Source organism: Vreelandella zhanjiangensis DSM 21076 (assembly GCF_000377665.1).
Lineage (GTDB): Bacteria > Pseudomonadota > Gammaproteobacteria > Pseudomonadales > Halomonadaceae > Vreelandella > Vreelandella zhanjiangensis.
Genome location: NZ_KB898647.1, coordinates 560,168 through 584,549 on the forward strand (window position 1 = coordinate 560,168; position 24,382 = coordinate 584,549).

The following is a 24,382-nucleotide window of genomic DNA, read 5'->3' on the forward strand; positions in this document are numbered from 1 at the left end:
GGTGTGGCTACTCAGGGCGCGCGCCGCCTAGCGCTTCATGGATGAGTTCGGTGTTATGACGCATCATGGCGGGGTAGTTATAGGCCGGTTTGTCCTGGTTGCTTAATGAATCAACGTAGAGCGGGCCTGCCAGCGTAATGCCTGTTTCTCGCGCCAGGGCATCCATATGGATGAAGTCGACGGTGCTCTCGTAAAACAGCGCAGGGGGGCGGGTCGCGTTCAAACGTTCGCTCATTTGAGCCATGGCATCGGCGCTCCCCATGGTTTCGTTATTTATTCCCCAAATAGAGGCGTATTCAAAATCGTAGGCACGCGCAAAGTAGGCCAAGCCTGCCTCGCTAGTAATCAGAGAGCGGTTGGTGTTGGGAACGCCGTCCAAACGTTGCTCGATCATCTGATCAAGCGTTTTCAAAGCGCCATAGGCTTTTTCGGCGCGGGCATAAAACGCGTCGGCTTTAGATGGGTAATGCTCAGCCAGGGTTTCGGCAATTACTTCGACATAGGCGGCAGCGCCTCGCGGGTCCATCCACATATGCGGATCGACCGCCCCTTTATACTGGCCCGTGGTGATGGCAAGCGGAAAGACGTCTGCGTTTTCCGCAACGGCCTTGAGGACAAGCGAGTCATCAGACATGGCCACGACATGGCGTAGCCAGGGCTCTAGCCCATAGCCGTTATAAAACATGATGTCGGCTTTTTCGATGGCCAGAACGTTGGGCGGCGTTAGCTCCCAGTTATGGACATCGGCGCCGGTGGGCACGATGACGCTTACTTGGATATCGTCGCCTGCAATACGCTTGACCAGGTCTTCAAGGACTGGAAAAGAAGCGATGACATTGAGTGTTGAGGCGCTTGCTAGCGGTGATGCGCTCATAAAAATACTTAATACGAGCGTGCGCACCCAGGTCACTCGCTTTTGCATTTTACGCTCCCACTCGATTAAAGGCTCAAGATAATAAAGACTGCCGCGGCCCATTGCTAGTTCCTGAGCGTTTAAAATTGGTTATAAGCTATTGTTATTAATAGTATAAGAGTTGTAGAAGGAGGCGCCTAATTGGTCGATTTGCAACTTATTTATGCTTAGAAAAGATATTGTGATCATGGCACGTGGTGCTCAATTCACAAGCATGCAAACTAAACCATGCTAATTAAACGTCGTGCTAATTAAAAATAGTAACGCTGATCACCTATTTCCACCACAAAGAGCCTATTGCATAACAAAGCGTCTGAGAATATGAGGTTAGGAAAATGTAAGGTTGTAAAAATGTTCTACCCTTGAAGTTGTTTCACCCAAGGAGAAGGACGATGAGCGAATTTTATAAAGTGCGGGAGCGCAACGGTGAATTTCACGTGATTGATACGCGACCCGATGACTCTCAAACCGATGAAACCTCCGTGGTTTCCTATTCCACCCGCCAAGAGGCCGAAGACGAAGCCAGACGCCTTAACGAAAACTCTTTAGGTTAAAGTACTTAGGTTAAAGCGCTTAGGATACAGTACTCGGCGCCGACGCTAGTCGACGTGAAAACAGAAAGCCCGTGGGCTTTCTGTTTTAAAGACTGCTGTTTTAAAGACTACTGTATTAAATAGGACTGCTTGGGAAGAATTACTTTTTCTTTCTCATGAACGGGAAAATTTTTGCCATAGCATTGGCGAGCTGTTGGTCAATGGGGGTGTGATCCAGGCTCACTGCGGCTCTGGCAGCGGTATACGTCCCTTTATACTCTCGGGCGATTTCGCTATCGGGCACGCTGTCAGGTATTTTTTCCTTGTCCCGAATTATATCAATGACGGCCTTATCCATGGCGTTCTCCTGTTAAGCGAGTATCTTCTTCAGCATAGACCAGTACGGCCAAAAATTTGCAACGGCGTATCGGTCATGGCGATTACCTTCATCCAACGATACAATCCCTTGACTAAGCACACCGGCGGGTAGTGGTGTGGCTGTCTAAATGGCTGGGTAATAAAGTGAGTGTCTCGGGTGAATGATAAGGTAATCAGTGGGTTATGATTAAGAAAGTCTTGATGCTCGATAATTATGACAGCTTCACCTTTAACATTGTTCAGTACCTAAGCGAATTGGGCGCTGAGGTGGTAACCCATCGCAACGATGCGATTACCATCGAGCAAATTGAAGCGCTTTCGCCCACGCACTTGGTTATATCTCCCGGCCCCTGCACGCCAAACGAGGCCGGTATTTCAATGGCGGCTATTGGCTATTTCGCCGGTAAGCTACCTATCCTGGGTGTCTGCTTGGGGCATCAGGCCATCGGTCAGGTGTATGGTGGCCAGGTGATTCGCGCTCCCAAGGTGATGCATGGTAAAACGTCTGCTGTTTTACATTTGAACCAAGGCGTATTTGAAGGTCTGGATAACCCGGTCGAAGTGACCCGCTATCACTCATTAGTGGTTGAAAAAGAAACGCTTCCCAGTTGTCTTGAAGTGACCGCCTGGACAGCAGACGATGATGTAACGCCAGGTTTGATCATGGGGCTGCGCCATCGCACACTGGATGTAGAAGGGGTGCAGTTTCACCCTGAATCAATACTCACTCGCCAAGGCCATGAGCTGTTGGCTAATTTTTTAAAACGTGGCTGATTGCCTGTTTCACACGCTTTAGAGGCTGCTCTGCTCATGCAAATGCGAGATGCAATTAATGCGGTGATACACCGCGAGAACCTCCCTTTTGATGTAATGCATGCTTTGATGCGGCAAATAATGACGGGCGTTGCCACTGACGCTCAGGTAGGCGGTTTGCTGGTCGGGCTTGCCATGAAGGGAGAAAGCGCTGAGGAGATTAGCGCGGCCGCCCAGGTAATGCGCGATTTGATGCGGCGCGTTCAGCTTAATGCTGAAAACGTGGTGGATATCGTCGGTACCGGTGGTGACGGCGCTAATTTGTTTAATGTATCCACCGCTTCAAGCTTTGTAGCCGCGGCCGCAGGCGCCCACGTCGCGAAGCACGGAAATCGCAGCGTTTCCTCATCATCAGGCAGTGCGGATCTTTTCGATATCGCAGGCATTTACCTGGATCTTAAGCCCGAGCAGGTGGCCCGCTGTATCGAGCAGGTGGGGGTCGGCTTCATGTTTGCGCCTAACCATCACCCAGCAATGCGTTATGCCATCGGCCCGCGCCGTGAAATGGGGGTACGCACGCTATTTAATATTCTGGGGCCGTTGACCAATCCGGCGGGTGCGCCTAATCAGGTCGTGGGTGTGTACTCCCCTGAGCTGGTACCGCTGATGGCCGAAGTGCTTAAAAAGCTAGGCAGCCGCCATGTCATGGTCGTTCACTCTGATGATGGATTGGATGAAATCTCCCTGGCCGCACCTACCCAAGTCGCTGAGCTTAAAGACGGTGAGATTACCCAGTACACGGTCACCCCAGAAACATTAGGCATTGAACGCCAAAGCCTGGCAACGCTAAAGGCGGCCAATGCAGAAGACAGTCTGCGATTGGTGAAGGCAGCCTTGAGTGGTGAGGGGGCAGCTGCCGACATGGTATCGCTCAATGCTGGCGCCGCGCTTTACTGCGCCGGCGTAGCCGATAACTTGAAAGAGGGCGTAATGATCGCCCAGGATGCGCAGGCGTCTAAATTGCCGCTCGAGAAACTCAGAGAGCTTTCTCACTTCACCAGCGTTTTTAAAGGGTAATTGATCGCCATGAACCAACAGACAACGCCGACTATTTTAACGCGTATCCTGGCGCGTAAAGATCAGGAAGTCGCGGAGCGTCAGCAGGCGGTTTCTGAAGCTGACTTGCTGGCCTTGGCCGAGAAGCAAAGCGCCCCGCGCGGCTTTATCAACGCACTTAATCAGCGTATTGCAGCGGGCGACCCGGCGATTATCGCGGAAGTGAAAAAAGCCTCACCCTCCAAAGGGGTTATCCGTGAAGAGTTTCATCCTGCGGATATTGCCAAAAGCTATGCCCAGGGCGGTGCGGCTTGCTTGTCGGTGCTGACCGATGCTGACTTTTTCCAAGGCCACGAAGACTATTTGATCGCTGCGCGGGATGTATGCGAGCTGCCGGTGATACGTAAAGATTTTATTACCCACGGCTATCAGGTTAGCGAGGCTAGAGCGATTGGCGCCGACTGTATTTTGCTGATTGTGGCGGCTCTTGATGATACCCAGCTGCGTGACCTGCATCAACAGGCCAACCAGCTGGGTATGGATGTACTCGTAGAAGTACATGATGCCGAGGAGCTTAACCGGGCACTCAAGCTCGATTTAGCGCTGGTGGGGATTAACAATCGCAATCTACATACCTTCGATACCAGCCTGAATACCACGCTGGATTTACTGGCGCAGATCCCTAAGAACGTCACCGTGATCACCGAATCGGGTATCCATACCCGAGACGATGTTCAACTGATGCGCGACCATCGCGTTAATGGCTTTTTGGTAGGTGAGGCCTTTATGCGCCAGCCCGACCCAGGCCAGGCGCTTAAAAACCTGTTTTTCTAACCCGCCGTTAGCTCCTCTTACTGACTGTTGGCACTGCGTAGCACGTTCAGCAGGGCCTGCAGCGGGTGGGGGAGCACTTGATGGGAAAAGCGCTTAACCTGACTACGGCACGAATAGCCCGTTGCCAGCAGTCTGCCCGCGTTCCCGGGGGCTTCCACCTGCGGCTGCCAGGATTGGGCGTAAATCGTTTTGGACGTTTCTGCGTTACGGGTTTCATGGCCATAGGTGCCCGACATCCCGCAGCAGCCCGTCGCCGCTAGCTCAAGCGTGAGCCCAAACGTGGCAAACACCTGTTGCCATGCTTTCGGGCTGCCCGGCGCATTGGTCTTCTCTGTGCAGTGAGACAGCAGCGTAAAGCCGGGGTCGCTCAGGGCAAGATGATTGGGTGCCAAGGTATTTACCCTTGTGGCCAGCCACTCCTGCAGCATTAAGACGTCAGGCACGGCGTCGGGGCCCAGCGCTTTCACGTACTCCTGGCGGTAGGTCAGCGTCATCGCCGGGTCAATGCCCACCATCGGCACCTCAAACTCGCTTAATGCGCGTAGGCGCTTGGCCTGCTTTTCTGCGGTACGCTCAAACGCGCCCAGAAAGCCTTGCACATGCAGTGGCTTGCCGTTGGCACTATACGGCATCACGAACACGCGCAGGTTCAGGCGTGAGAGGAGCTCAACCACGTCCATGACCAGTTTGGCTTCAAAGTGCGTGGTGAAGGCATCCTGGACTAAAATCACGCTCTGGGCGCGCTGCTGCTCGGTGAGCAAGGCCAGTGACGTCGGCGTGGCTTCCGCCACGCCCCAGGCCCGTAACTGCTTTTTCACACTGGCGCGGGAGAGCAGTGGGGAATCGCTCATGCCCACGCTGCGGCGCATCAGTGTTTCCATCCAGCGCTGGCCCATTAACGCGTTATACAGCGGCGCCGCCTTGGCAAGCGTGGGCAGCATGAACTCCGTGCCGCCGATCACGTAATCACGCAGCGGACGTAAATAGCGCCCGTGGTAGACCTCCAGAAACTGCGAACGAAACTGCGGTACATTGACCTTGATGGGGCACTGGCCCGCGCAGGATTTGCACGCCAGGCACCCGGCCATGGCGTCATAAACCTGGTGGGAGTAGTCGTGATGCTGCTGGCGGCTGAGCGTATTGGCCATGCGTTTCGGGAAGTGCTTGATAACCCCCCAGGTGCGCTCGGCTTTCTTCTTCCGTGACTCTTCCACCACGTCAATGCCCGCCTGGGACTGCAGGCGCAGCCATTCACGGATCAGGCTGGCACGCCCCTTGGGGGAATGGCGGCGATCACGGGTAGCCTTCCACGAGGGACACATGGGGTCGTCAACATTGTAGTTGTAGCAGGCGCCGTTGCCGTTGCAGTACACCGCCGCGTCGTAGGCCTGCCAGGCGCGCTCGTCGATCGTGCGGTCCAGCTGGCCGCGCATCGGCACGCCGTCGATGCTTAGCAGGTTCGGGTCGCTGTCTTTCGCGATCAGCGCGCTGTCCTCTGCCGGTGAAGCGATCTTGCCGGGGTTGAGCTGGTTATGCGGGTCAAACGCCGCTTTGACCCGCTGTAAGCTGGGGTAGAGTGCGCCAAAAAATTTAGGCGCGTACTCAGAGCGCACGCCTTTACCGTGCTCGCCCCATAAAAGGCCACCGTACTTCTGGGTCAGGGCGGCCACCTCATCGGAAATTTCCCGAATCAGCGCTTCCTGGGCCGGGTCTTTCATATCCAACGCGGGGCGTACATGCAGCACCCCGGCATCGACGTGGCCGAACATTCCGTAAGAAAGCCCACGGGCGTCCAGCGCAGCGCGGAACTCACCGATAAACTCGGCCAGATGCTCCGGCGGTACGGCGGTATCTTCGACAAACGGCAGCGGACGTTTTTCACCCTGGACATTGCCTAACAGGCCTACCGAGCGCTTGCGCATCCCGTACACGGCGCCGATCTGCGCGCGGCCTTCGGCCAAGGTGTACCCCAGCCGGGTGACCGTTGTGTCCTGGGCCAGATGCTGGGTAAAGGCCTTCACCTGCTCGGCCACGTTCTCGGGTTCGTCACCGCTGAACTCGATCAGGTTGATACCCCGAATCGGTGCCTCTGGCGTGGCGGGGAAGAACTCAGCCACGCTTTCCCACACAAAGTCCTCCATGGCCAGCGTCAGCACCGTATCGTCGATGGTCTCGATCGAGATGGGTTGGAGCGCCTGCGGCTGGGTATCTGAAGAGCCTGCCATCAGCGCCTTGGCGTCGCGCAGGGCCTCCATAAAGCTTGGATAGCGCACGTTGACCAGCGTGGCGTACTTGGGGATGGGCAGCACGTTGAGAACGGCTTCATTCAGAAACCCCAGCGAGCCTTCCGAGCCGCACAGCAGGCTATTGAGGTTAAGCTGGCCGGCGTCGTCGCGCAGGTGGGCCAGGTCGTAGCCGGTCAGGCAGCGGTTAAGCGGCGGAAAGGTCGCCTCAATCAGCGCGCGTTGCTGGTCGATAATCGCTGCGGCCGTCTGGTGAACGCGGCCGACAATGCCCGCCTGCTGGCAGGCGTGCTGCTCATCCTCGGCGCTCAGCGCGCGGCTATGCAGATGCTGGCCACCGAGCAGCACCGTGTCGAGTTCCAGCACGTGATCGCGAGTTTTACCGTAGGCGCAGCTGCCCTGGCCGCTGGCGTCGGTTGAGATCATGCCGCCGAGGGTGGCGCGGTTGGAGGTGGAGAGCTCCGGGGCAAAGAACAGGCCATGGGGTTTTAGCGCGGCGTTCAGCTGGTCTTTCACGACCCCGGCCTGTACCCGCACTCGGCGGGCCGCCACATCAATTTCCAGCACCTGATTCATATGCCGAGACACATCCACCACGATACCGTCGGTCAGCGATTGGCCGTTGGTACCGGTGCCGCCGCCACGTGGGGTGAGTACGACTTCACGGTAAGGCATCTCGGCCGCCAGCTTGGCGAGACGCTCCAGGTCTTCAGCATGACGGGGAAAGACCACCGCCTGGGGCAAGCGCTGGTAAATCGAGTTATCCGTTGCCAGTACCGTGCGCTGGGCGTAATCAGGGGCAATCTCGCCGTCGAACCCGCGGGTCTTCAGGGCTTCCAGAAAGCGCAGGTAATGGGTGCCTAAGCGTTTAAACGGGGCGGTACGAGAGTCCAGGGATGCAATCATAATCGTTCAAGCCGTCAGTGCCAGGGCATAAAAAGAAAGAGCGCTACTTTACCGCAGCGCTTGTTTAGCTGCACCCTCGAGAGAGATGCTTAGCTTAAGGCCTCTTTGACTAGCGCGGCAGAGCTGGCCGACATGGGCAGGCCAAGCGCTAGTTCATGTGCTTGCGGAGACATTTTGCGCCAGGTTTTTTGAATAATCCGCAGCATGTGATCGTGCTCGACCTTGCGTGAAAAGTCGGCAAAGTAGTTCTCTAAAAATACCAGGCAGGCACAGTCTTCAAGGGCCTGGACATCCGAATCACGGCCTAACCCTTTCTTGTTGATAATAGTGGCAACCCGCGCGGCATCTTCGGCAGAGTAGCCTGCTTCACTCATCAGCAGTGCGGTAGTCTCGCCAGCACGTATACCCTGGTCACGTCGCCAGGTTAAATACCCCACGCGGCCTTCAGGATACTCTTCGCGCGTTACTTGCCAGCGTTGCAAGTGCTGGGCTCGCACAGAGATTTGCAGGCATTCTCCAGGAGATTGGGTAAGCGTTGTAAGCCATGTGCTCATGCGCTGTGCATAAAGCAGCTCGGCTGCCACCGGCTCGCCATCAACGTTAACCGCTTGCGGGTCTTCGCTGTGGAGTTGATCCAACGCGTTTATTACCTGTTCAAGGCGATTATTCATTGTGCGTTCCTTGGGCTAGTGAGCTTCTGCCGCCTGGGCAGGTTGCAAAAGCTCTTGGCTTGCTTTGTCTTGGCCTTGGCCGTGGTCTAGGTCTTGACTTCGCCGTTTACGCTTTATTATCGGCGTTATAGATATCAAGGTTCAATTCACCCTCGCTTTTGCCTACCAGGGTCGTGACCATGATGTCGCCCGCCACGTTCACACTGGTGCGCGCCATATCAAGGATCCGATCGATACCCGCTACTACGGCAATCGCTTCAAGCGGCAGGCCGATTTGCGCCATTACAATCGATAGCATAATCAGGCCCGCGCCGGGTACGCCGGCCGTGCCGATAGAGGCGAGGGTGCCGGTTGCCACAATCATGCCGTAGTCGACCAGGCTTAGCTCAATACCTAACATTTGGGCAATAAACAGGACGACGACGCCCTGATAAAGCGCCGTGCCGTCCATATTGATAGTGGCACCGACGGGAAGCACGAAGCCGGAGACACCTTCGGAAACGCCCAGGTTCTGTTGTGCACAGCGAATCGATACGGGCAGCGAGCCTGCTGATGAGGCTGAGGAGAATGCCACCATCATGGCATCCAGGCTACCTTGAAGATAGCGGGCCGGGTTAAGCCGTCCCAACAGGCTGATAAAGCCTGAATAAACCACCAGAACATGCAGCGCACAGGCGAGGTACACCACGCCAATCAGCTTGGCGAGGGGCAGAAGGATTTCTAATCCGTACTGGCCGGACACATGGGCGATAAGGCCAAAGACGCCAAAAGGCGCAAACGCCATGACAATACCGGTGAGTTTGTACATCGCTTCGGCAAAACTGTCGAATACAACGACCAGCGGCTCACCTTTCTCACCAATCAGGGTGAGCGAAATACCCAGGCCGATGGCAAACACGATAATCTGCAGAATATTGCCATTGGCCAGTGCATCGATAGGATTGCGAGGAACCAGATCAATCAAAATAGAGGCGAGTGTAGGCGCCTCGCTTGCATCGACACTGCCGTCAAAACTTATATTAACGCCCGCGCCGGGCTGAAGCAGAGTAGAGAGTAACAAGCCAATGCTGATCGCAAATGCCGTAGTGAGCAGATAAAGCCCAATAGTCCGCGCACCGATGCGGCCCATTTTCTGCGGATCGCGCATTGAGGTAATGCCCACGATCAGTGTGGAAAACACCAGAGGCACGATCAACATCATTATCGCATTGATGAAAATATCGCCCAGCGGCTTGAATACACTGGCACTTTCACCCAGTAACGCGCCAGCCAATATGCCTAGTGCTAGACCTGCGAGAATTTTTTTCCATAGGGCAATGCCTCGCCACCATCCGAATGCGCCTTGTGATGTGCTCACGGGCATATCCTCCATGTTGTGCTTTAAAGTTGATCGAAAAAGAAACGCTGGATTACGATTCGGCGCGCACTTTATCACTTTTCGAGCGAGGGGCGGGGATGTCGTAACCAAGGATGCTCACTGGTAATTGATATTGGATTTCTCCTTCATGCACGTTCGTTGCGCAATTTGGATTGTGGGAGCTGGCTTTAGCCTGCGAATGGTTTTTCCTACCCGCACGCCCCATGGGGGCGTGACGTTTCAACCCCATCCACCATGAGCGCCATGGTTTGGTTTCTATCCACACACCCTGGCGGGGCGCGACAGACCATCGGCATCGCGGATCAGTTCGCGATACTGTTTCTATCCGCACGCCCCGAGCGGGGCGCGACGTCGGCCAGCACACGGTCTTTACGCTCGTCCGCTTTGTTTCTATCCGCACGCCCCAAGCGGGGCGCGACCTGGGCGCGCATGCTGAGCGATCTGGGCACTGTTGAGTTTCTATCCGCACGCCCCGAGCGGGGCGCGACACGTACAACATCAGAGCATATGTACTCGCCGCAGTTTCTATCCGCACGCCCCTAGCGGGGCGCGACCTGAGTTTCGTGGTGTGGCTGGCTATTACATGAATGTTTCTATCCGCACGCCCCGAGCGGGGCGCGACCTAGCCGAAATGGCTCAGGCCAGCAACTAATCAAGGTTTCTATCCGCACGCCCCGAGCGGGGCGCGACTTTTCACTGCATTGGCTCTTCAACTCGTTATAGGTTTCTATCCGCACGCCCCGAGCGGGGCGCGACAAGCGCACGGTATAAGCGCCGGGCACGTCGTAGGGTTTCTATCCGCACGCCCCGAGCGGGGCGCGACCAGGGCGTCTTGCTGCTCGCCTAGTTTGTAGTCAGTTTCTATCCGCACGCCCCGAGCGGGGCGCGACGTTCGCTAGCCAATCTTGCTGAGTGGTGGCGCTTTGTTTCTATCCGCACGCCCCGAGCGGGGCGCGACGAGCCTGGGTGCTTGTGTCCTCAAGATTCAGACGACGTTTCTATCCGCACGCCCCGAGCGGGGCGCGACTTACTCGAGCAGCCGCAGCATTAGCCGATGAGGAGTTTCTATCCGCACGCCCCGAGCGGGGCGCGACGCAGGACGTCTTGCCGCTGTTGACCATCATGCACAGTTTCTATCCGCACGCCCCGAGCGGGGCGCGACTACCCGCTATAACGTCGGTGGTGAGGATCTTTATGTTTCTATCCGCACGCCCCGAGCGGGGCGCGACTGATCCGTTGGGTTTGACGTTGCTATCATCTCCTGTTTCTATCCGCACGCCCCGAGCGGGGCGCGACGTTCGTGGCGGGTGCTGCCGAGTGGGGTATTGATGTTTCTATCCGCACGCCCCGAGCGGGGCGCGACTCTTGCATCGGGCCATGACATACGCATGATTGGTGTTTCTATCCGCACGCCCCGAGCGGGGCGCGACATATGAACCAGCTTATTGGCGAGCGCATCACCGAGGTTTCTATCCGCACGCCCCGAGCGGGGCGCGACATGTCAGCAGCCATTTGTATTTTGGACTTCAAATGTTTCTATCCGCACGCCCCGAGCGGGGCGCGACTACGTTTGGCGTGTCCGTAGAATCGCCACCGAAACTGTTTCTATCCGCACGCCCCGAGCGGGGCGCGACCTGCTCGACATTCTGGCCGGGCTTGTTGTGATTGTTTCTATCCGCACGCCCCGAGCGGGGCGCGACAAAGCGTGCCGTCAGTGGTTTCAGCCGATCCAGGAGTTTCTATCCGCACGCCCCGAGCGGGGCGCGACGCCGCGGCTTCGCTGGTTTTGCCTAGTGCCAGCTGTTTCTATCCGCACGCCCCGAGCGGGGCGCGACGATCCACACCAATATAACGCTGCACTTTGATCTTTGTTTCTATCCGCACGCCCCGAGCGGGGCGCGACATCATCGGCGCGCCGGGTTACTCGCATGCCAAAGTTTCTATCCGCACGCCCCGAGCGGGGCGCGACCTATGGGGAGGGGGAGGGGGGCGTTAAAATGTTGGTTTCTATCCGCACGCCCCGAGCGGGGCGCGACGAAGAAAGTAATGCCGAAGGTGTTTTGGCGGTAGAGTTTCTATCCGCACGCCCCGAGCGGGGCGCGACTTGTGTGGATGGATGATCGGGTCAATAACCGCAGTTTCTATCCGCACGCCCCGAGCGGGGCGCGACCTTGATAGCTGGTGTACGGCTGCTCTTGCAACGTGTTTCTATCCGCACGCCCCGAGCGGGGCGCGACTTAACAATCTGCTCCCATCAAACGCTCCAACGGGTAGTTTCTATCCGCACGCCCCGAGCGGGGCGCGACGCCATCGACTATGTAGCCTAGCCCATTAGGAAAGTTTCTATCCGCACGCCCCGAGCGGGGCGCGACACGTCGACAAGATTGGCTCGCCCAAGTCGCTTTTTGTTTCTATCCGCACGCCCCGAGCGGGGCGCGACTGGGCCAGTCTGCAATCTGGGCCACGGCGTAAAAGTTTCTATCCGCACGCCCCGAGCGGGGCGCGACCTCGCCCACAGGTTCCCATTTGTTCTTGAAGCCTTTGTTTCTATCCGCACGCCCCGAGCGGGGCGCGACCGGCTTGTTTGGTCAACCATGTCGGCACGAGTGATAGTTTCTATCCGCACGCCCCGAGCGGGGCGCGACGCTAAGGACGTGGGCGCTATCGGTATCGAGGTGGTTTCTATCCGCACGCCCCGAGCGGGGCGCGACACCAACCTCAGTAGATGGTCAAAACGCTTGGGAGGGTTTCTATCCGCACGCCCCGAGCGGGGCGCGACCGGTTGGTATGCCGCAGCTGGCTACGTGATGGTGTTTCTATCCGCACGCCCCGAGCGGGGCGCGACACGCTTCATCTTTGCGCGGATCGTCGCGCCAGTGTTTCTATCCGCACGCCCCGAGCGGGGCGCGACGTCCGTCTGTATGGCTTGCTGCAAGCATTATCAGCAAGGTTTCTATCCGCACGCCCCGAGCGGGGCGCGACATGAGCCTAAAGGTGACGGCGCAGGTAATGCGCGAGTTTCTATCCGCACGCCCCGAGCGGGGCGCGACCCGTTGTTGTCAGTCTGCGTCGCACCCATGTTCTTGTTTCTATCCGCACGCCCCGAGCGGGGCGCGACCGACATGTACCGCCCTCATTCGCGACTGTACATACAGTTTCTATCCGCACGCCCCGAGCGGGGCGCGACGCCGTAGATCGAGTCGTCTTCCGCGCCTTCGGCAAGTTTCTATCCGCACGCCCCGAGCGGGGCGCGACGGCATTGCCCGGGCTGGCGTCATGCGCCACGTTGAGTTTCTATCCGCACGCCCCGAGCGGGGCGCGACCATATCGTGACGCGGGTGAATGCGTCGCAGATCAAGTTTCTATCCGCACGCCCCGAGCGGGGCGCGACCCTAGTGTTCGCGATTAATATCGATGGCTCATCACTGTTTCTATCCGCACGCCCCGAGCGGGGCGCGACGTACTGGCGTCAGCTACGGCGTGGTTGAGCGCATCGTTTCTATCCGCACGCCCCGAGCGGGGCGCGACGCCACCCGGCAACGCTCAACTGGTACAACGCACCGTTTCTATCCGCACGCCCCGAGCGGGGCGCGACGCAGCTCGTAGACGATCCGCTCCATGACGACACTGTTTCTATCCGCACGCCCCGAGCGGGGCGCGACCTTACATCACCCGGCGAGGTGGTATCGATAAACAGGTTTCTATCCGCACGCCCCGAGCGGGGCGCGACCGCGCAGGCCTATCGGGGTACGGAGCTTGGTATTGTTTCTATCCGCACGCCCCGAGCGGGGCGCGACGCCCTTCGATAGCTGGCCCATTACCAGGACGGCAGCGTTTCTATCCGCACGCCCCGAGCGGGGCGCGACCGGGTTCGCTCTGTTACCTCGGGCGGCATGCTGCTTGTTTCTATCCGCACGCCCCGAGCGGGGCGCGACGATAGCGTCATCTGTGAAGCTGATCGTAGGATTCAGTTTCTATCCGCACGCCCCGAGCGGGGCGCGACGGCGAAATGTGCGGGAGACTTTCTGTAGCCTACGTTTCTATCCGCACGCCCCGAGCGGGGCGCGACGTGAGTTTCTCGATGAAACCTACCGGGACACCGGTTGTTTCTATCCGCACGCCCCGAGCGGGGCGCGACGCAACGAGGCCAGGGGTTCCAGCGAGGCATTCATGTTTCTATCCGCACGCCCCGAGCGGGGCGCGACGCGGGCATATTCCAGCCGCCCGGGCCGGTAATGGTTTCTATCCGCACGCCCCGAGCGGGGCGCGACGAATTTTCCAGGGGGAGGTTGTTGTTTTGTCTAAGTTTCTATCCGCACGCCCCGAGCGGGGCGCGACCAGGGTGATTTGATCGTCACGCCAACGCGGACATGGTTTCTATCCGCACGCCCCGAGCGGGGCGCGACACGTGAGTCGTTTGTAGGTCACACCGGCGGCGTGTGGTTTCTATCCGCACGCCCCGAGCGGGGCGCGACGCGCTTGAGCAGATTAATCAGCGCTATCGTGCCGGTGTTTCTATCCGCACGCCCCGAGCGGGGCGCGACTGGTAGTAACGTTGCCAATGCCTGCTGGTACTAAAGTTTCTATCCGCACGCCCCGAGCGGGGCGCGACTGTAGTGTTTATAACATCATGAAAAATAAAAGCAAAAAAGTGAGTTGCTGCGAAACACCGTGTACCAGCCGCTTTTTCTTGGTACGAAGAAGTAAGCAAAAGAATTTGCTAGTAAAAACAATTTATTAAAGAGCTGCGAACTTGGCGGGGTTTTACAAGACACTTGCGGTTCGCAAGTGAGAGAAATATCAAAAAACTAAAGGACCATTCATATCCAAGGCGGGCTTGGCGCCTATATGTTCGATACGGTTTTTCCAGTTTCGGCCCAGGAAGTAAAAACGTAAGCTATCTACGTCGTCATCAATCAAGTCGATTAGACGTTGACGAAAGCGTACCCATTGATCGGGATCAACTTCGATTTCAAATACGGAAAATTGTACTCGCTGCCCTACATCACGACACGCTTTTGCCACTCGCCTCAATCTACCGTTACCGCCTTCTGAAGAGGTGCTGACATCGTAACTGACCAGTACCATCATGACATTGTCCTCAGCGTGCTATTTCCAAAGAAAAGGTGGGTAAGCATCCAAATCACCACGAAGGTGGCGTGCCATTAATTGCGCTTGCAGTATGGGCAGCATGCCGATAGGGACTTTTTCATCAACAAACGTATGCAAAAGCTCTTCACGCTTTCGCTCTTGGTAAGCCGTCAGTACTAGCTTTCGGGCATCGTCTGTCATGACGACACCATTACTTTCAGTGATGTTAAAGTCCTTTTCGCGTAACTGGCGGCGGTTTATGAGCGACAGGGCTAGTCGATCACCCAGCAAAGGGCGAAACTCTTCAGCAAGGTCGAGCGCAAGACTTGGGCGCCCCGGGCGGTCCCGGTGTAGAAAGCCTACGGCGGGGTCTAACCCTACGCTTTCTAGTGCTGAACGGCAGTCGTGGGTAAGCAGGGTATACAAAAACGACAGTAACGCATTAATGCGGTCTCTCGGCGGGCGGCGATTGCGGCCTTTAAACTCAAACGCACCACCTTCTTGGCGTACGAGTAAATTGAATATACTGAAATAGACGTGGGCGGCTTCGCCTTCCAGTCCTCGCAGCTCATTGGTGGTTGCAGGTTGTAATAAATTTCGAGCAATGCGGCTTAGTCGGTCACGGGCCACTTCAAGGCGTTGGCGCTCTTGAGGAGGCATCTTGCTGCCATAATCGCGAATGCCCCGGGCGAGAACAGCGCGCTGGTTATGGACTTTACCAATCAAAAGGCTGCTGACCAGACTTGAGCAGGACGTTTCGTTATCACTGACGCGATATTGAGTGCGTCTGAGTAATACATTGCCAGAGACGGGGCCTTCAATACGCGCCAGAAATTTTCCGTTGGGCGATAGGTGTGTGATTGTCACGCCTTGTTCGGCGCAGAAGCCCATTAATGGTGGGGATACGAGCACACGCCCAAAACATACGAGAGATTCCAGCATATGAATGGGAAGCCTGGCGCGCTCTTTACCTTCTACCTGCATTACAATATTGGCGCCTTCTTTCTTAAGCCAAGCACCTTCGGTAGTGATGTACAGAGAGTTTAACTGTCGTCGCATGGGCGTTACTCGTCCAGGGCATCAAGTTGCCGGGTAAGCCATCGGCTTGCGGAGCGCTGCTTGCTAAACACTTGGGGTTGGCAAATATCGATAAGGGAACAGTGATCACACTTTTTCGCATCATAAATAGCCGATGGTGTCTGTTGTTCATCAAAAATAGCGCGGGTTTGTTCAATGATACGATGAGTTAACGCACGTAGAGTGTCATCAAATACTACCTCTTTGCGCCGTCGTGTTTTGCCATAAAAGAGGGCGCCCGCATCGATATGAAGGTCCAGCATCTCTTCCAGGCAAAGCGCTTGAGCGCATAGTTGAACTTCATCCGCTCGATGCGCTTTAGGTCGCCCGCGTTTGTACTCGATAGGTCGTACGATTAAAGGCGATTGACGTTCGTCAAACTCTACAACATCGGCAATACCGCTTAAGCCCAGCTGCTCACTTGCCAGAGGCAATGCCATGGAAGTATGCACACCGCGCCTGCGCTGATGCCCCAGCTGGTCCGCTCGTTCATGTAGCAATCGGCCTTCTGCCGTATAGCGGTTTTCTGCCCATTGCTGCTCTACATGAATCAGCGCGCATTGGCGCGGGCAGAACAGCGTATGTTGCAGGGCAGAAAGCGGTATAGGACGCGCGTCCTCTTCCATGGCGATTCACCTATAGGTGTTCTTCTAGCGTAACACCCGAGGGTAGTGATTCGCGGGCGATATTGACCTGGTAGTCGCTGTAGTGGCGTGCGGGTGTCTCTTCAGTTCCTTCAATGCGCTTCACTTGAACGCTATCGAAGAGTACATGAGCGGGCGCGTTACCCATGGGGTGATCATGCTTGAAAACAATGAGTTTACGGGTAGACATCTCACCCCGCGCGGCAGAACGGTCATGTTCAAACATGTTAATCAGAGAGCGCCATAGAAGAGCTAAGTCGTCATCTGAAAAGCCGGTACGTTCAGCTAATTTCGCTGAGACATAGCCGTGTGCGCGGTATAGGCCATAAGGAATTATATGTTTGCGCCCCATGGTACGCTCTTTTTCAAGATCCTTTTCATTGGTAACCGCCATACGAGTAATGGAGACTTCCATGGGGATGACAGGATCAATGGAGCTTGCAAAGGCCACTTGGACAGGGCCGCGTACTTGGCCGGAATTGACTTCGGTCGTCATGACCGCGCCGAAAGCGCGTACATCGAAGAAATTGTTGCACATCCATTCGGTGACCTGGCGCGCTTTTTCCGCTTCCTTGGGTAATTTTTTAGACTCAGGCTTTATATCTAGCGCTTCATAGGCTTTTTTATGTTGGTTATTAAGTACCGACTTTTCTTGCATATAAATGGCATAGCCAGCGTCTTGTTCTTTTTCGAGTGCAACATAGTTGCGAATCTTTCGTTTTAGACAAACATCCGTGACAAGCCCCTGGTTGGTCTCTGGGTCTAACCGTGGCAGGTTGCCTGCATCCGGGTCGCCGTTGGGATTACCGTTGGTGACATCAAATAAAAGGACAAATTCGTAACGGTTAGTAATAGCGTTCATTCTGAGTCTCCCTGTTCAGATTGGTCATCGATATTTGCGTTATCTTTTTTAGTGAATCGCCGTTGTGATTGATGATAATAACCAATGGCAAATCGGCCTTGTTCTTCGATACCCAGGCTACGCGGGAAGGTGTCGCCTAGCCCGCCAATAATTTCGCTGATTTCCTTTTCAATGGTGTATGCAATGGCGCCTTTGTCTTTTTTACGCATTGAGGAAAGGTGGTTCTGCACATTGCGCAGCAGCATAGGAAACACACTGGCGGGCGTGGCAGATGCGGCGCCGTAGTAGCGATCCTTGATGGTGGCATTTAACTCTTTACCCAGTGCGCCGCGTTGAGCGCTTTCTAGTTCGGCAAATAAACGGCCCATTAAATAACCTGTATGGGTGGAGCTTTTATCAAGGCTCACGGAAACCTCCTGTTTGTGCGAGTTTGAGTGCGTAGCTAGACGGGCCTCACGGGCTAACACTGCTTTGCAAAGGGCGACGCGCAAGCCGTTGATATTGCCATCACTGCGAAAACGCATAACAACACTGGTCAGTAGCGGCCGGGGGTAGCGCTGCCCGGTGATAATGGCCCGCATCATTTCGCCCGCAAGCTGGGGTAGAACATCTTCTGATTTCGGGCGTGCGCCATGAATCGGCGCTGTTTGCAGGGTTAACCACCAAACGCTGGGGGCAATTCCTTTCCATGGCGCAGGCTGAATGTCTAGATCCTGATAGTGCTGGGCGTAATACTTGGTTAAGTGTTCCAGACTATCTACCATCCAAAAGCGGACGGATAGACGAGCGGCATTGGGAGCAAGCCCCAGTACGTAAAATTGCGTTTCGGGTTCTAGTTCTGGAGCGACATCCTTTAGCGGTCGGCCATCAGCTACCTGGGCAAGTAGGGAGCCGAGTTTGCTGGCTTCTTGTTCATCATTCGGTGGTTGGTTAAGTACCGCGAAAAAGCTTTCTGCCGCTTGCGCTGCCTGTGATGTTTGCGCAGCTGCCCAGAAAACCAGCGTGGTATCGCCTATTTGCAGGCGTTGCTGATTATCTATATCGCCACGCAGTAGGTAGTTAAGCGCCGTTGTATAGCCAAAAATTGCTGATGTGGAGATAGCCGCGTTCTGGTTCTTACGAAAGCCGTAAGACTCATATGCCTCGCTATTAAAAGAGACTAGCGAGGCGCCTGATGATTGTGCGTCTCTAACACCTTTAATTGCAGGGTGGTCAGTTCCTAATATGGCGTTTTCACCGGTGATTAAGCATTGCCCATAAATACCGGTATTTTCTTCGAGTGCAGCATTCCAGATTTTGCGAGCGCCATCTTTTTCATGTAGGTATTGTTGTTGTCCATCTAGCCGAAAAATAATATTGCTATCTAACACCTCCTCGCTATAACCGGGTAACGAGGCTAGCTTTTCAGGATGCCATTGATTCAAGAACTTCAAAAAGGCCAGGAGTGATTTATCATCACTGTTACGGAAAAGATCAAATTGGCGGGCTTTGAAGGCTGCATGTTCATCGCTTAAGCGTTTGCCTTCTCCGGCTGTTACGCCTAATGAGTAAGCGGTTTTATCCCAAAGTGGGTAAGCGTGAATGCCTGATGTGCGCCGCTTATCAACGGCCACTTGATAAGGTCGGGCGCGGGGCTTTTTACCGGAGGTGTCACGTAAATCATCGATTTGACGCGGCACGCCATTTTCATCAAATACCAGAGCGAAACTAATTTTTTCTGTACTAAAGCCGGACTGAGGTACCTTATCTTCTTTGACCAGTTGGTGATAATAGTCATTGAGGGCGGTCAGTATCATGCGAGGGTCTCCTGGAAGGGAGGAACTTCAATCACGCTATCTTGCATCTTGGCGCGAAAAAATCGCGATGTCTTTCCGTTTACAAAGTCAATGTCGTGCAGCATATAGCCAAGGTCTTTCTCACCATTGAGTGCGGCATCAAAGGGTGGGAGGGACTGTTCGGGTTCAATGAGCGCAAAATTCGCCGGGAATTCACGGGTGCCCATGCAGGGAGTGTGGAAGCATTGGCCTTGCCGTGCGCGGCGATTGAAAATGTCTAGGTGTTTGCCAGGTGTGTCGCTATCATCTGCACGCGGTGTGAATTCAAAGTGCGCCTCAATAACGTAAGCGACATTGCGTAAAATGGTGGCCGCACGTTGTTGGCGGTTTTGATCAACAAAATACGCTACTTCATCGACGCGCCCCGCTTTCATGGCCTTGGTTACGGAGGTGGCTGAGAGCTTACCGCCGACCTCATTGCGCCGCAATGACTCAAATTGGATCGGCTTAAGCACATGAATACGGTCTACGCACCAGCGAATAGCGGGTTTCCAGTGGATGGCTTCCAGAATGCCGCGTGCTGCCGAAGGTGTTATCACATCATAGGATACACGCTCCACTTTCATCTCTGGCCGCGTAAAGCAGGCCCTGTCACCCCATATATGCAGTCGAACCCCGTATGACATAACGGCTCCCTATAAATGTTGTATGTTTACCACTGTAAGCTTTCGGCTCGCATAAAGGTTGGGTCGCTCCAGTTCAACCCTAGCGCATTGTCGTAGAGGTCTTCATTGACCAATAGCATGAATTGGTCATTAAATTTATCCCGTTCGATGGGCGCAATGGCACCGACCTTCTCAAGGGCTCTGAAGCCGTTATAGGGCACTTGTACTGTATAGAGCTGTAGTTTTCGGGCGATACCGCCTGCGCCTGTGGCAAAGGCAAGCTCTTTAATCGCTTTGCTTGCATCAGTATCAAAAGGAATAATGACACTTCTTTGATTGTTGTCGATGAGGCGGAATTTCTTTTCGAGGGTTTCAAAAGGCAGGCCGTCAAGCCGACCTTTTTCAATCAGCGAGAGCAGTTGGTGCTTGTCGAGTTGGTCAGCTCCTTGCTGCCAGTAAAGCAGCTTGAAGTACGCATCGATAGCTTCCAGCGCGAGCGGATCGTGGCTATGCTGGCGTAGCACTTCGCGGGTGGCTTGGGCAAACTGTTTTAGCTCGGGTGGCGGCGCCCACTCTTCATTGGCCGTTGCAAAAATACGCACTTCGCTTTCTTCGGCGCTTCGCTTATCTTCCCGATTACAGCGACCGGCGGCCTGAGCGATGGAGTCCAGGCCCGCTTCGGCGCGCAGCACTCTCGGAAAGTCTACATCGACGCCGGCTTCAATTAATGATGTAGAAACAACGCGGCAAGGCTTGCCTTCTTTAAGCGTTTCACGAATATGGTGTAATACCTGCCGTCGATGAGCAGCACACATGGCGGTAGTCAGATGAAAAGCGCCTGGCTGGTCGGCGATGGATTCATATAGGACTCTGGCATGACGGCGGTTATTGACAATGCACAGCACCTGTTCAACCGCTAACAGTTCGTCACGTAATTGCGCGTCATCCAGGCTGCCGATATGCCGCACCGTCACTCGCTGTAAGTCTCGGTAGAGTTCTTTGGGGTGGGGGGCTAGTTCCTCGACGTTTTTGAATCCACCTGCGAAGCTATGTTCTGGGTCATCGGTCTCAATAAGCGCGGGTTGGGTGGCAGTACACAGTACGATACTGGTGTGATAATTCAGCGCTAGTTCATCCAATGCAGCAACACTTGGTCGAAGCAAAGGCAGGGGCATTGTTTGGGCTTCATCTAAAATAACAACGCTGCGAGCAATATTGTGTAGCTTACGGCAGCGCGATGTTTTAGCGGCAAAAAGGCTTTCCAGAAATTGCACCGACGTCGTCACTATGATCGGTGCATCCCAGTTTTCGCTGTCGCGTTTGAGTTTGTCGAGACTCGTTTTATCGCCTTTAGTGGTTTTTTCAGCCTCGAAGGTGCTGTGGTGTTCGAGTACGGCTTCAGCGCCATATTGGCCTAACGCATGCCGAAAAACGGCAGCGTTCTGCTCAACGATACTGGTAAAGGGAATGACATAGATAATGCGATCCATGCCATGGGCGATGGCATGATCTAGCGCGAAGGCCAAGGAAGCTAGTGTTTTGCCGCCGCCTGTCGGTACGGTGAGAGTAAAACATCCTGGTTTGGTGTCAGCTTTTTGGCGCACCTCACGCAGAATATGCCCGCGTAATCGATTGATACCTTTTTCAGTATCGAAAGTTTCCAGGTGTTCATTAAGCGCTTTGCGAAGCTGCTTTAAAGACGCCCCCCCGCCGCGAGGATGCGTTAAGCCGGTTTCATGCCGTGCATAGAAAGTTTCGGTATCGATATAGTCCGCATCCACCAAACACGAGAAAAGCATTCTAGTGAGAAAAGAGAGCTGAAAGAAAGCGCGCTCTGGAAGTTGTGTGAATGTGCTTGGAGGGGCTGGTTCTGCTGGTAAAGTGAGCGCATGTTGCCAAGCGCTGTCTATGGCAGGAATCTCAGCGTTAAGGCGATCGTCAAGAGACGAGCGCTCGCCTGAGTCACGCCCATTGGCAAGCCCTGCATGATGACCAGCAATGCAGTAAGCCAGCAGGTCGCCCACTCCTTTACGAAATTGCTGTTTAGCAATAATCGCGCCCGCTGTAGAGTGATCAACTCGTTCCGGGAAGCCTTCCAGTCGTCGCTGGAAAGGTACGCTGTATTTGCCCAAATCATGCAAAAGGCCTGCCGCATAACCGGCATCGGCCATGCCGAAACGCTCAGCGCGTGTTGCGGCCATCTCTGCAACGCACTTTAAATGGTCATCTAAGGCTTGCCAGTTTTGCTTACCCACTTCTGGGAGTGAGTGGGCGTAAAAATGGACGGTCTCTGGTGGCATTCTAATGGCTCATTATGATTAATTGTTTTAGTTACCTTAGCTTTAAAGTAAGGGCTTTTGCTATGAAAAAATGCTTACGTTTTGGAAGTCTCCACTTCTCCCTAAGACCCCCATAGCCCCATGCCACGCTTTTGCCTACAATAGGTGGCTTTGATGCAGGCGTTTGGCGCCGTGTTTAACTGAATTCAGGCCAAGGGATAACTCATGCTCGATCCGAAACTGCTGCGCGGTGATCTGGACGCGGCTGCGCAACAACTAGCTCGTCGCGGTTTCATGCTGGATAAAGAAGGACTTCAGTCGCTGGAGTCGCGCCGCCGTGAATTGCAAACTCAGACCGAGCAGTTGCAGAGCGAGCGCAATACGCGTTCCAAAGCCATTGGCAAGGCCAAAGCGAATGGGGAAGATATCCAGCCGCTGTTAGATACCGTGAGCGATCTGGGCGAACGCCTCGATACTGCAAAGCGCGAGCTTGCTGAGGTGCAGGCCGAGTGGGATGACGCCGTCAGCGGAATTCCTAACCTACCCCATGAAAGCGTGCCGGAAGGCAAAAACGAAGATGATAACGTTGAGCTGCACCGCTGGGGCACGCCCCGCGAGTTTGATTTTGAAGTGCTCGACCATGTCGATTTAGGCAAGAAATCCGGCTATCTGGATTTCGAACTGGCGGCCAAACTCACCGGTGCCCGGTTTGCCGTCATGCGTGGGCCGATTGCTCGGCTGCACCGTGCACTGGCTCAGTTCATGCTCGATACCCAAACCGAGCAGCACGGTTATGAAGAGTGCTACGTGCCGTATATGGTCAACAGCGACTCGCTGATGGCAACTGGTCAGCTGCCGAAGTTTGGCGAAGACCTGTTCAAGCTTAATGATGAGCGCGAGTACTACCTGATTCCCACTTCAGAAGTACCGCTCACCAATTTTGTACGCGATGAAATCATCGATCAGGCGGCGCTACCGATGAAGCTTACCGCGCATACGCCATGTTTTCGTAGCGAGGCAGGCTCTCATGGTCGCGATACCCGCGGCATGATTCGCCAGCATCAGTTCGATAAAGTGGAAATGGTGCAGATCGTTGAACCTGAGAAGAGTTACGCGGCCCTTGAAGAAATGCGCGGCCACGCTGAGGCGATTTTGCAGGCTTTGGAGCTTCCGTATCGGGTCGTTACCCTGTGCACCGGTGATATGGGCTTTGGCGCAGCGAAAACCTACGATCTGGAAGTTTGGCTGCCCAGCCAGGAAACCTATCGGGAAATTTCATCGGTTTCTAACTGCGAGGACTTTCAGGCGCGGCGCATGCAGGCGCGTTTCCGCGATCCGGAAATGAAGAAGCCTCAGCTTCTGCATACGTTAAATGGTTCAGGCTTGGCCGTAGGCCGCTGCCTGCTGGCGGTTCTTGAAAACCACCAGCAGGCGGATGGCTCGGTGATTATTCCTGAGCCGCTACGTCCGTATCTGCGTGGTCAGGAGCGTCTGGCCCTTTAAGGGTCCACTCCACGTTTACCCCGGCATCAATACGAATGGTGCCGGGGCTGTAGTCACTTTGCGCACCGCTACTGGCAGCGTCGCTTTCCGCACGCATTGCCATCATGCGCGGCTGAAAAATCGGCGACTGCGTCTCTTCAATACGCTGAACATTACCCAGTTCGGCTTCCAGGGTACTCGCCATCAGGTCAGCTTTGTGGCGGGCCTTCTCGAGTGCTTTTACCAAGGCTTCATCGGTCGCGGCATCTCTATCCTGCAGATCGAACTGTACGCCGTCTAACGCGTTAACGCCTACTCCGATAAGCGCGTTGAGTACTTCACCCAGTTGATCAAGGTCGGTTAGCTCTACGCTGAACGGACGCTCAAGACGCGTGCGCTGGAGCATTTCCTGATCACCATTTTCGCTGCGCGGTGCCGCTACGTGGTCAGGGTAAACATTCAAAGAACCCGCGTTAATCGCACGCCGCTCAATACCTAATGCTTCGATGGCAGTGATCAATTCACTGGCACGGTTTTCAAGGCGCTCACGAGCTTCGCCTAACGCTTCGCTGTCCGTGTCTTCCATTGACGAGACGGCGGGAGTGTTTTCCCACAGTCTAGCGGTGAGCGTAGCTTGGTCTGGTTCAACTTCGACCCAGGACTGGGCCTGGACGCTCAGGCTTGGCGGAGTGGGTGGCGCGGCAAAGGCAAGTGGTGTGCTGAGTAACGCCAACAGCGCGCCACTTAATAGGCCATAGCGAAAACGCGGTAAACGTGCCGGTGTTGGGTTCATAGAATTTCCTTAATGAATAGCAAAGTAGGATGGTGTCATCACAGTGTAG

18 protein-coding genes and 1 CRISPR repeat array are annotated in these 24,382 nt (G+C 55.1%); of the genes, 5 read left to right on the forward strand and 13 right to left on the reverse strand.

Annotated elements, in window-relative coordinates; translation table 11 throughout:
• Nucleotides 1-7 precede the first annotated feature (7 nt).
• Nucleotides 8-976, reverse strand: a complete 969-nt coding sequence (locus D467_RS0106805) for a metal ABC transporter solute-binding protein, Zn/Mn family (protein ID WP_018916756.1) — start codon at nt 974-976, stop codon at nt 8-10.
• A 329-nt stretch (nt 977-1,305) separates the two neighbouring features.
• Here D467_RS0106805 and D467_RS19835 point away from each other — a divergent pair, with 329 nt between their 5' ends.
• Complete coding sequence (locus tag D467_RS19835; RefSeq protein WP_018916757.1) at nt 1,306-1,467, forward strand: hypothetical protein; 162 nt, start codon at nt 1,306-1,308, stop codon at nt 1,465-1,467.
• A gap of 139 nt (nt 1,468-1,606) precedes the next feature.
• Here D467_RS19835 and D467_RS0106815 read toward each other — a convergent pair whose 3' ends face one another.
• Nucleotides 1,607-1,804, reverse strand: coding sequence for a hypothetical protein (locus D467_RS0106815; RefSeq protein WP_018916758.1), 198 nt, complete (start codon nt 1,802-1,804; stop codon nt 1,607-1,609).
• A 203-nt stretch (nt 1,805-2,007) separates the two neighbouring features.
• On the opposite strand from D467_RS0106815, the gene D467_RS0106820 reads away from it, so the two are divergent.
• From D467_RS0106820 to trpC, 3 genes are read left to right on the forward strand one after another with little or no spacing between them, the layout of a single operon-like run.
• Nucleotides 2,008-2,598, forward strand: coding sequence for an anthranilate synthase component II (locus D467_RS0106820; protein WP_018916759.1), 591 nt, complete (start codon nt 2,008-2,010; stop codon nt 2,596-2,598).
• Nucleotides 2,599-2,634: 36 nt separating this feature from the next.
• A complete protein-coding gene (trpD, locus tag D467_RS0106825; protein ID WP_018916760.1) occupies nt 2,635-3,654 on the forward strand; it encodes an anthranilate phosphoribosyltransferase in 1,020 nt (339 codons plus the stop codon).
• Nucleotides 3,655-3,663: 9 nt separating this feature from the next.
• Nucleotides 3,664-4,467 carry an indole-3-glycerol phosphate synthase TrpC gene (trpC, locus tag D467_RS0106830; RefSeq protein ID WP_018916761.1) on the forward strand — a complete coding sequence of 268 codons (804 nt, stop codon included), beginning with the start codon at nt 3,664-3,666 and terminating at the stop codon, nt 4,465-4,467.
• A gap of 17 nt (nt 4,468-4,484) precedes the next feature.
• Here trpC and ydiJ read toward each other — a convergent pair whose 3' ends face one another.
• From ydiJ to D467_RS0106880, 10 genes are all read right to left on the reverse strand, one after another.
• Nucleotides 4,485-7,616, reverse strand: a complete 3,132-nt coding sequence (gene ydiJ, locus D467_RS0106835; RefSeq protein WP_018916762.1) for a D-2-hydroxyglutarate dehydrogenase YdiJ — start codon at nt 7,614-7,616, stop codon at nt 4,485-4,487.
• Between the two features lie 89 nt (nt 7,617-7,705).
• On the reverse strand, nt 7,706-8,287 hold the full coding sequence (locus D467_RS0106840; protein WP_018916763.1) for a DUF4202 domain-containing protein: 582 nt from the start codon (nt 8,285-8,287) through the stop codon (nt 7,706-7,708).
• Between the two features lie 106 nt (nt 8,288-8,393).
• Nucleotides 8,394-9,650, reverse strand: a complete 1,257-nt coding sequence (locus D467_RS0106845; RefSeq protein WP_018916764.1) for a dicarboxylate/amino acid:cation symporter — start codon at nt 9,648-9,650, stop codon at nt 8,394-8,396.
• A gap of 332 nt (nt 9,651-9,982) precedes the next feature.
• Nucleotides 9,983-14,277: a CRISPR direct-repeat array (repeat unit 33 nt; unit sequence GTTTCTATCCGCACGCCCCGAGCGGGGCGCGAC).
• A gap of 188 nt (nt 14,278-14,465) precedes the next feature.
• A complete protein-coding gene (gene cas2, locus D467_RS0106850; protein ID WP_018916765.1) occupies nt 14,466-14,756 on the reverse strand; it encodes a CRISPR-associated endonuclease Cas2 in 291 nt (96 codons plus the stop codon).
• Between the two features lie 18 nt (nt 14,757-14,774).
• The gene (gene cas1c / locus D467_RS0106855; protein WP_018916766.1) at nt 14,775-15,815 is read right to left on the reverse strand and encodes a type I-C CRISPR-associated endonuclease Cas1c; all 1,041 of its coding nucleotides are present in this window, start codon (nt 15,813-15,815) and stop codon (nt 14,775-14,777) included.
• A gap of 5 nt (nt 15,816-15,820) precedes the next feature.
• On the reverse strand, nt 15,821-16,459 hold the full coding sequence (gene cas4 / locus D467_RS0106860) for a CRISPR-associated protein Cas4 (RefSeq protein ID WP_018916767.1): 639 nt from the start codon (nt 16,457-16,459) through the stop codon (nt 15,821-15,823).
• Nucleotides 16,460-16,469: 10 nt separating this feature from the next.
• Complete coding sequence (cas7c, locus tag D467_RS0106865; RefSeq protein WP_018916768.1) at nt 16,470-17,339, reverse strand: type I-C CRISPR-associated protein Cas7/Csd2; 870 nt, start codon at nt 17,337-17,339, stop codon at nt 16,470-16,472.
• The gene (gene cas8c / locus D467_RS0106870; protein ID WP_018916769.1) at nt 17,336-19,135 is read right to left on the reverse strand and encodes a type I-C CRISPR-associated protein Cas8c/Csd1; all 1,800 of its coding nucleotides are present in this window, start codon (nt 19,133-19,135) and stop codon (nt 17,336-17,338) included. The genes cas7c and cas8c overlap by 4 nt, the downstream gene beginning before the upstream one ends.
• The gene (cas5c, locus tag D467_RS0106875; protein WP_026285645.1) at nt 19,132-19,800 is read right to left on the reverse strand and encodes a type I-C CRISPR-associated protein Cas5c; all 669 of its coding nucleotides are present in this window, start codon (nt 19,798-19,800) and stop codon (nt 19,132-19,134) included. Before cas5c ends, cas8c begins: the two co-directional genes overlap by 4 nt.
• Before the next feature lie 26 nt (nt 19,801-19,826).
• Nucleotides 19,827-22,079, reverse strand: a complete 2,253-nt coding sequence (locus D467_RS0106880) for a CRISPR-associated helicase/endonuclease Cas3 (protein WP_018916771.1) — start codon at nt 22,077-22,079, stop codon at nt 19,827-19,829.
• Between the two features lie 204 nt (nt 22,080-22,283).
• Here D467_RS0106880 and serS point away from each other — a divergent pair, with 204 nt between their 5' ends.
• Nucleotides 22,284-23,561: a serine--tRNA ligase gene (serS, locus tag D467_RS0106885; protein ID WP_018916772.1), complete on the forward strand. Its 1,278-nt coding sequence runs from the start codon at nt 22,284-22,286 to the stop codon at nt 23,559-23,561.
• Here serS and D467_RS0106890 read toward each other — a convergent pair.
• Nucleotides 23,506-24,333 carry an SIMPL domain-containing protein gene (locus D467_RS0106890; RefSeq protein ID WP_018916773.1) on the reverse strand — a complete coding sequence of 276 codons (828 nt, stop codon included), beginning with the start codon at nt 24,331-24,333 and terminating at the stop codon, nt 23,506-23,508. The two genes, serS and D467_RS0106890, sit on opposite strands and share 56 nt — an antisense overlap.
• Between the last annotated feature and the right edge of the window lie 49 nt (nt 24,334-24,382).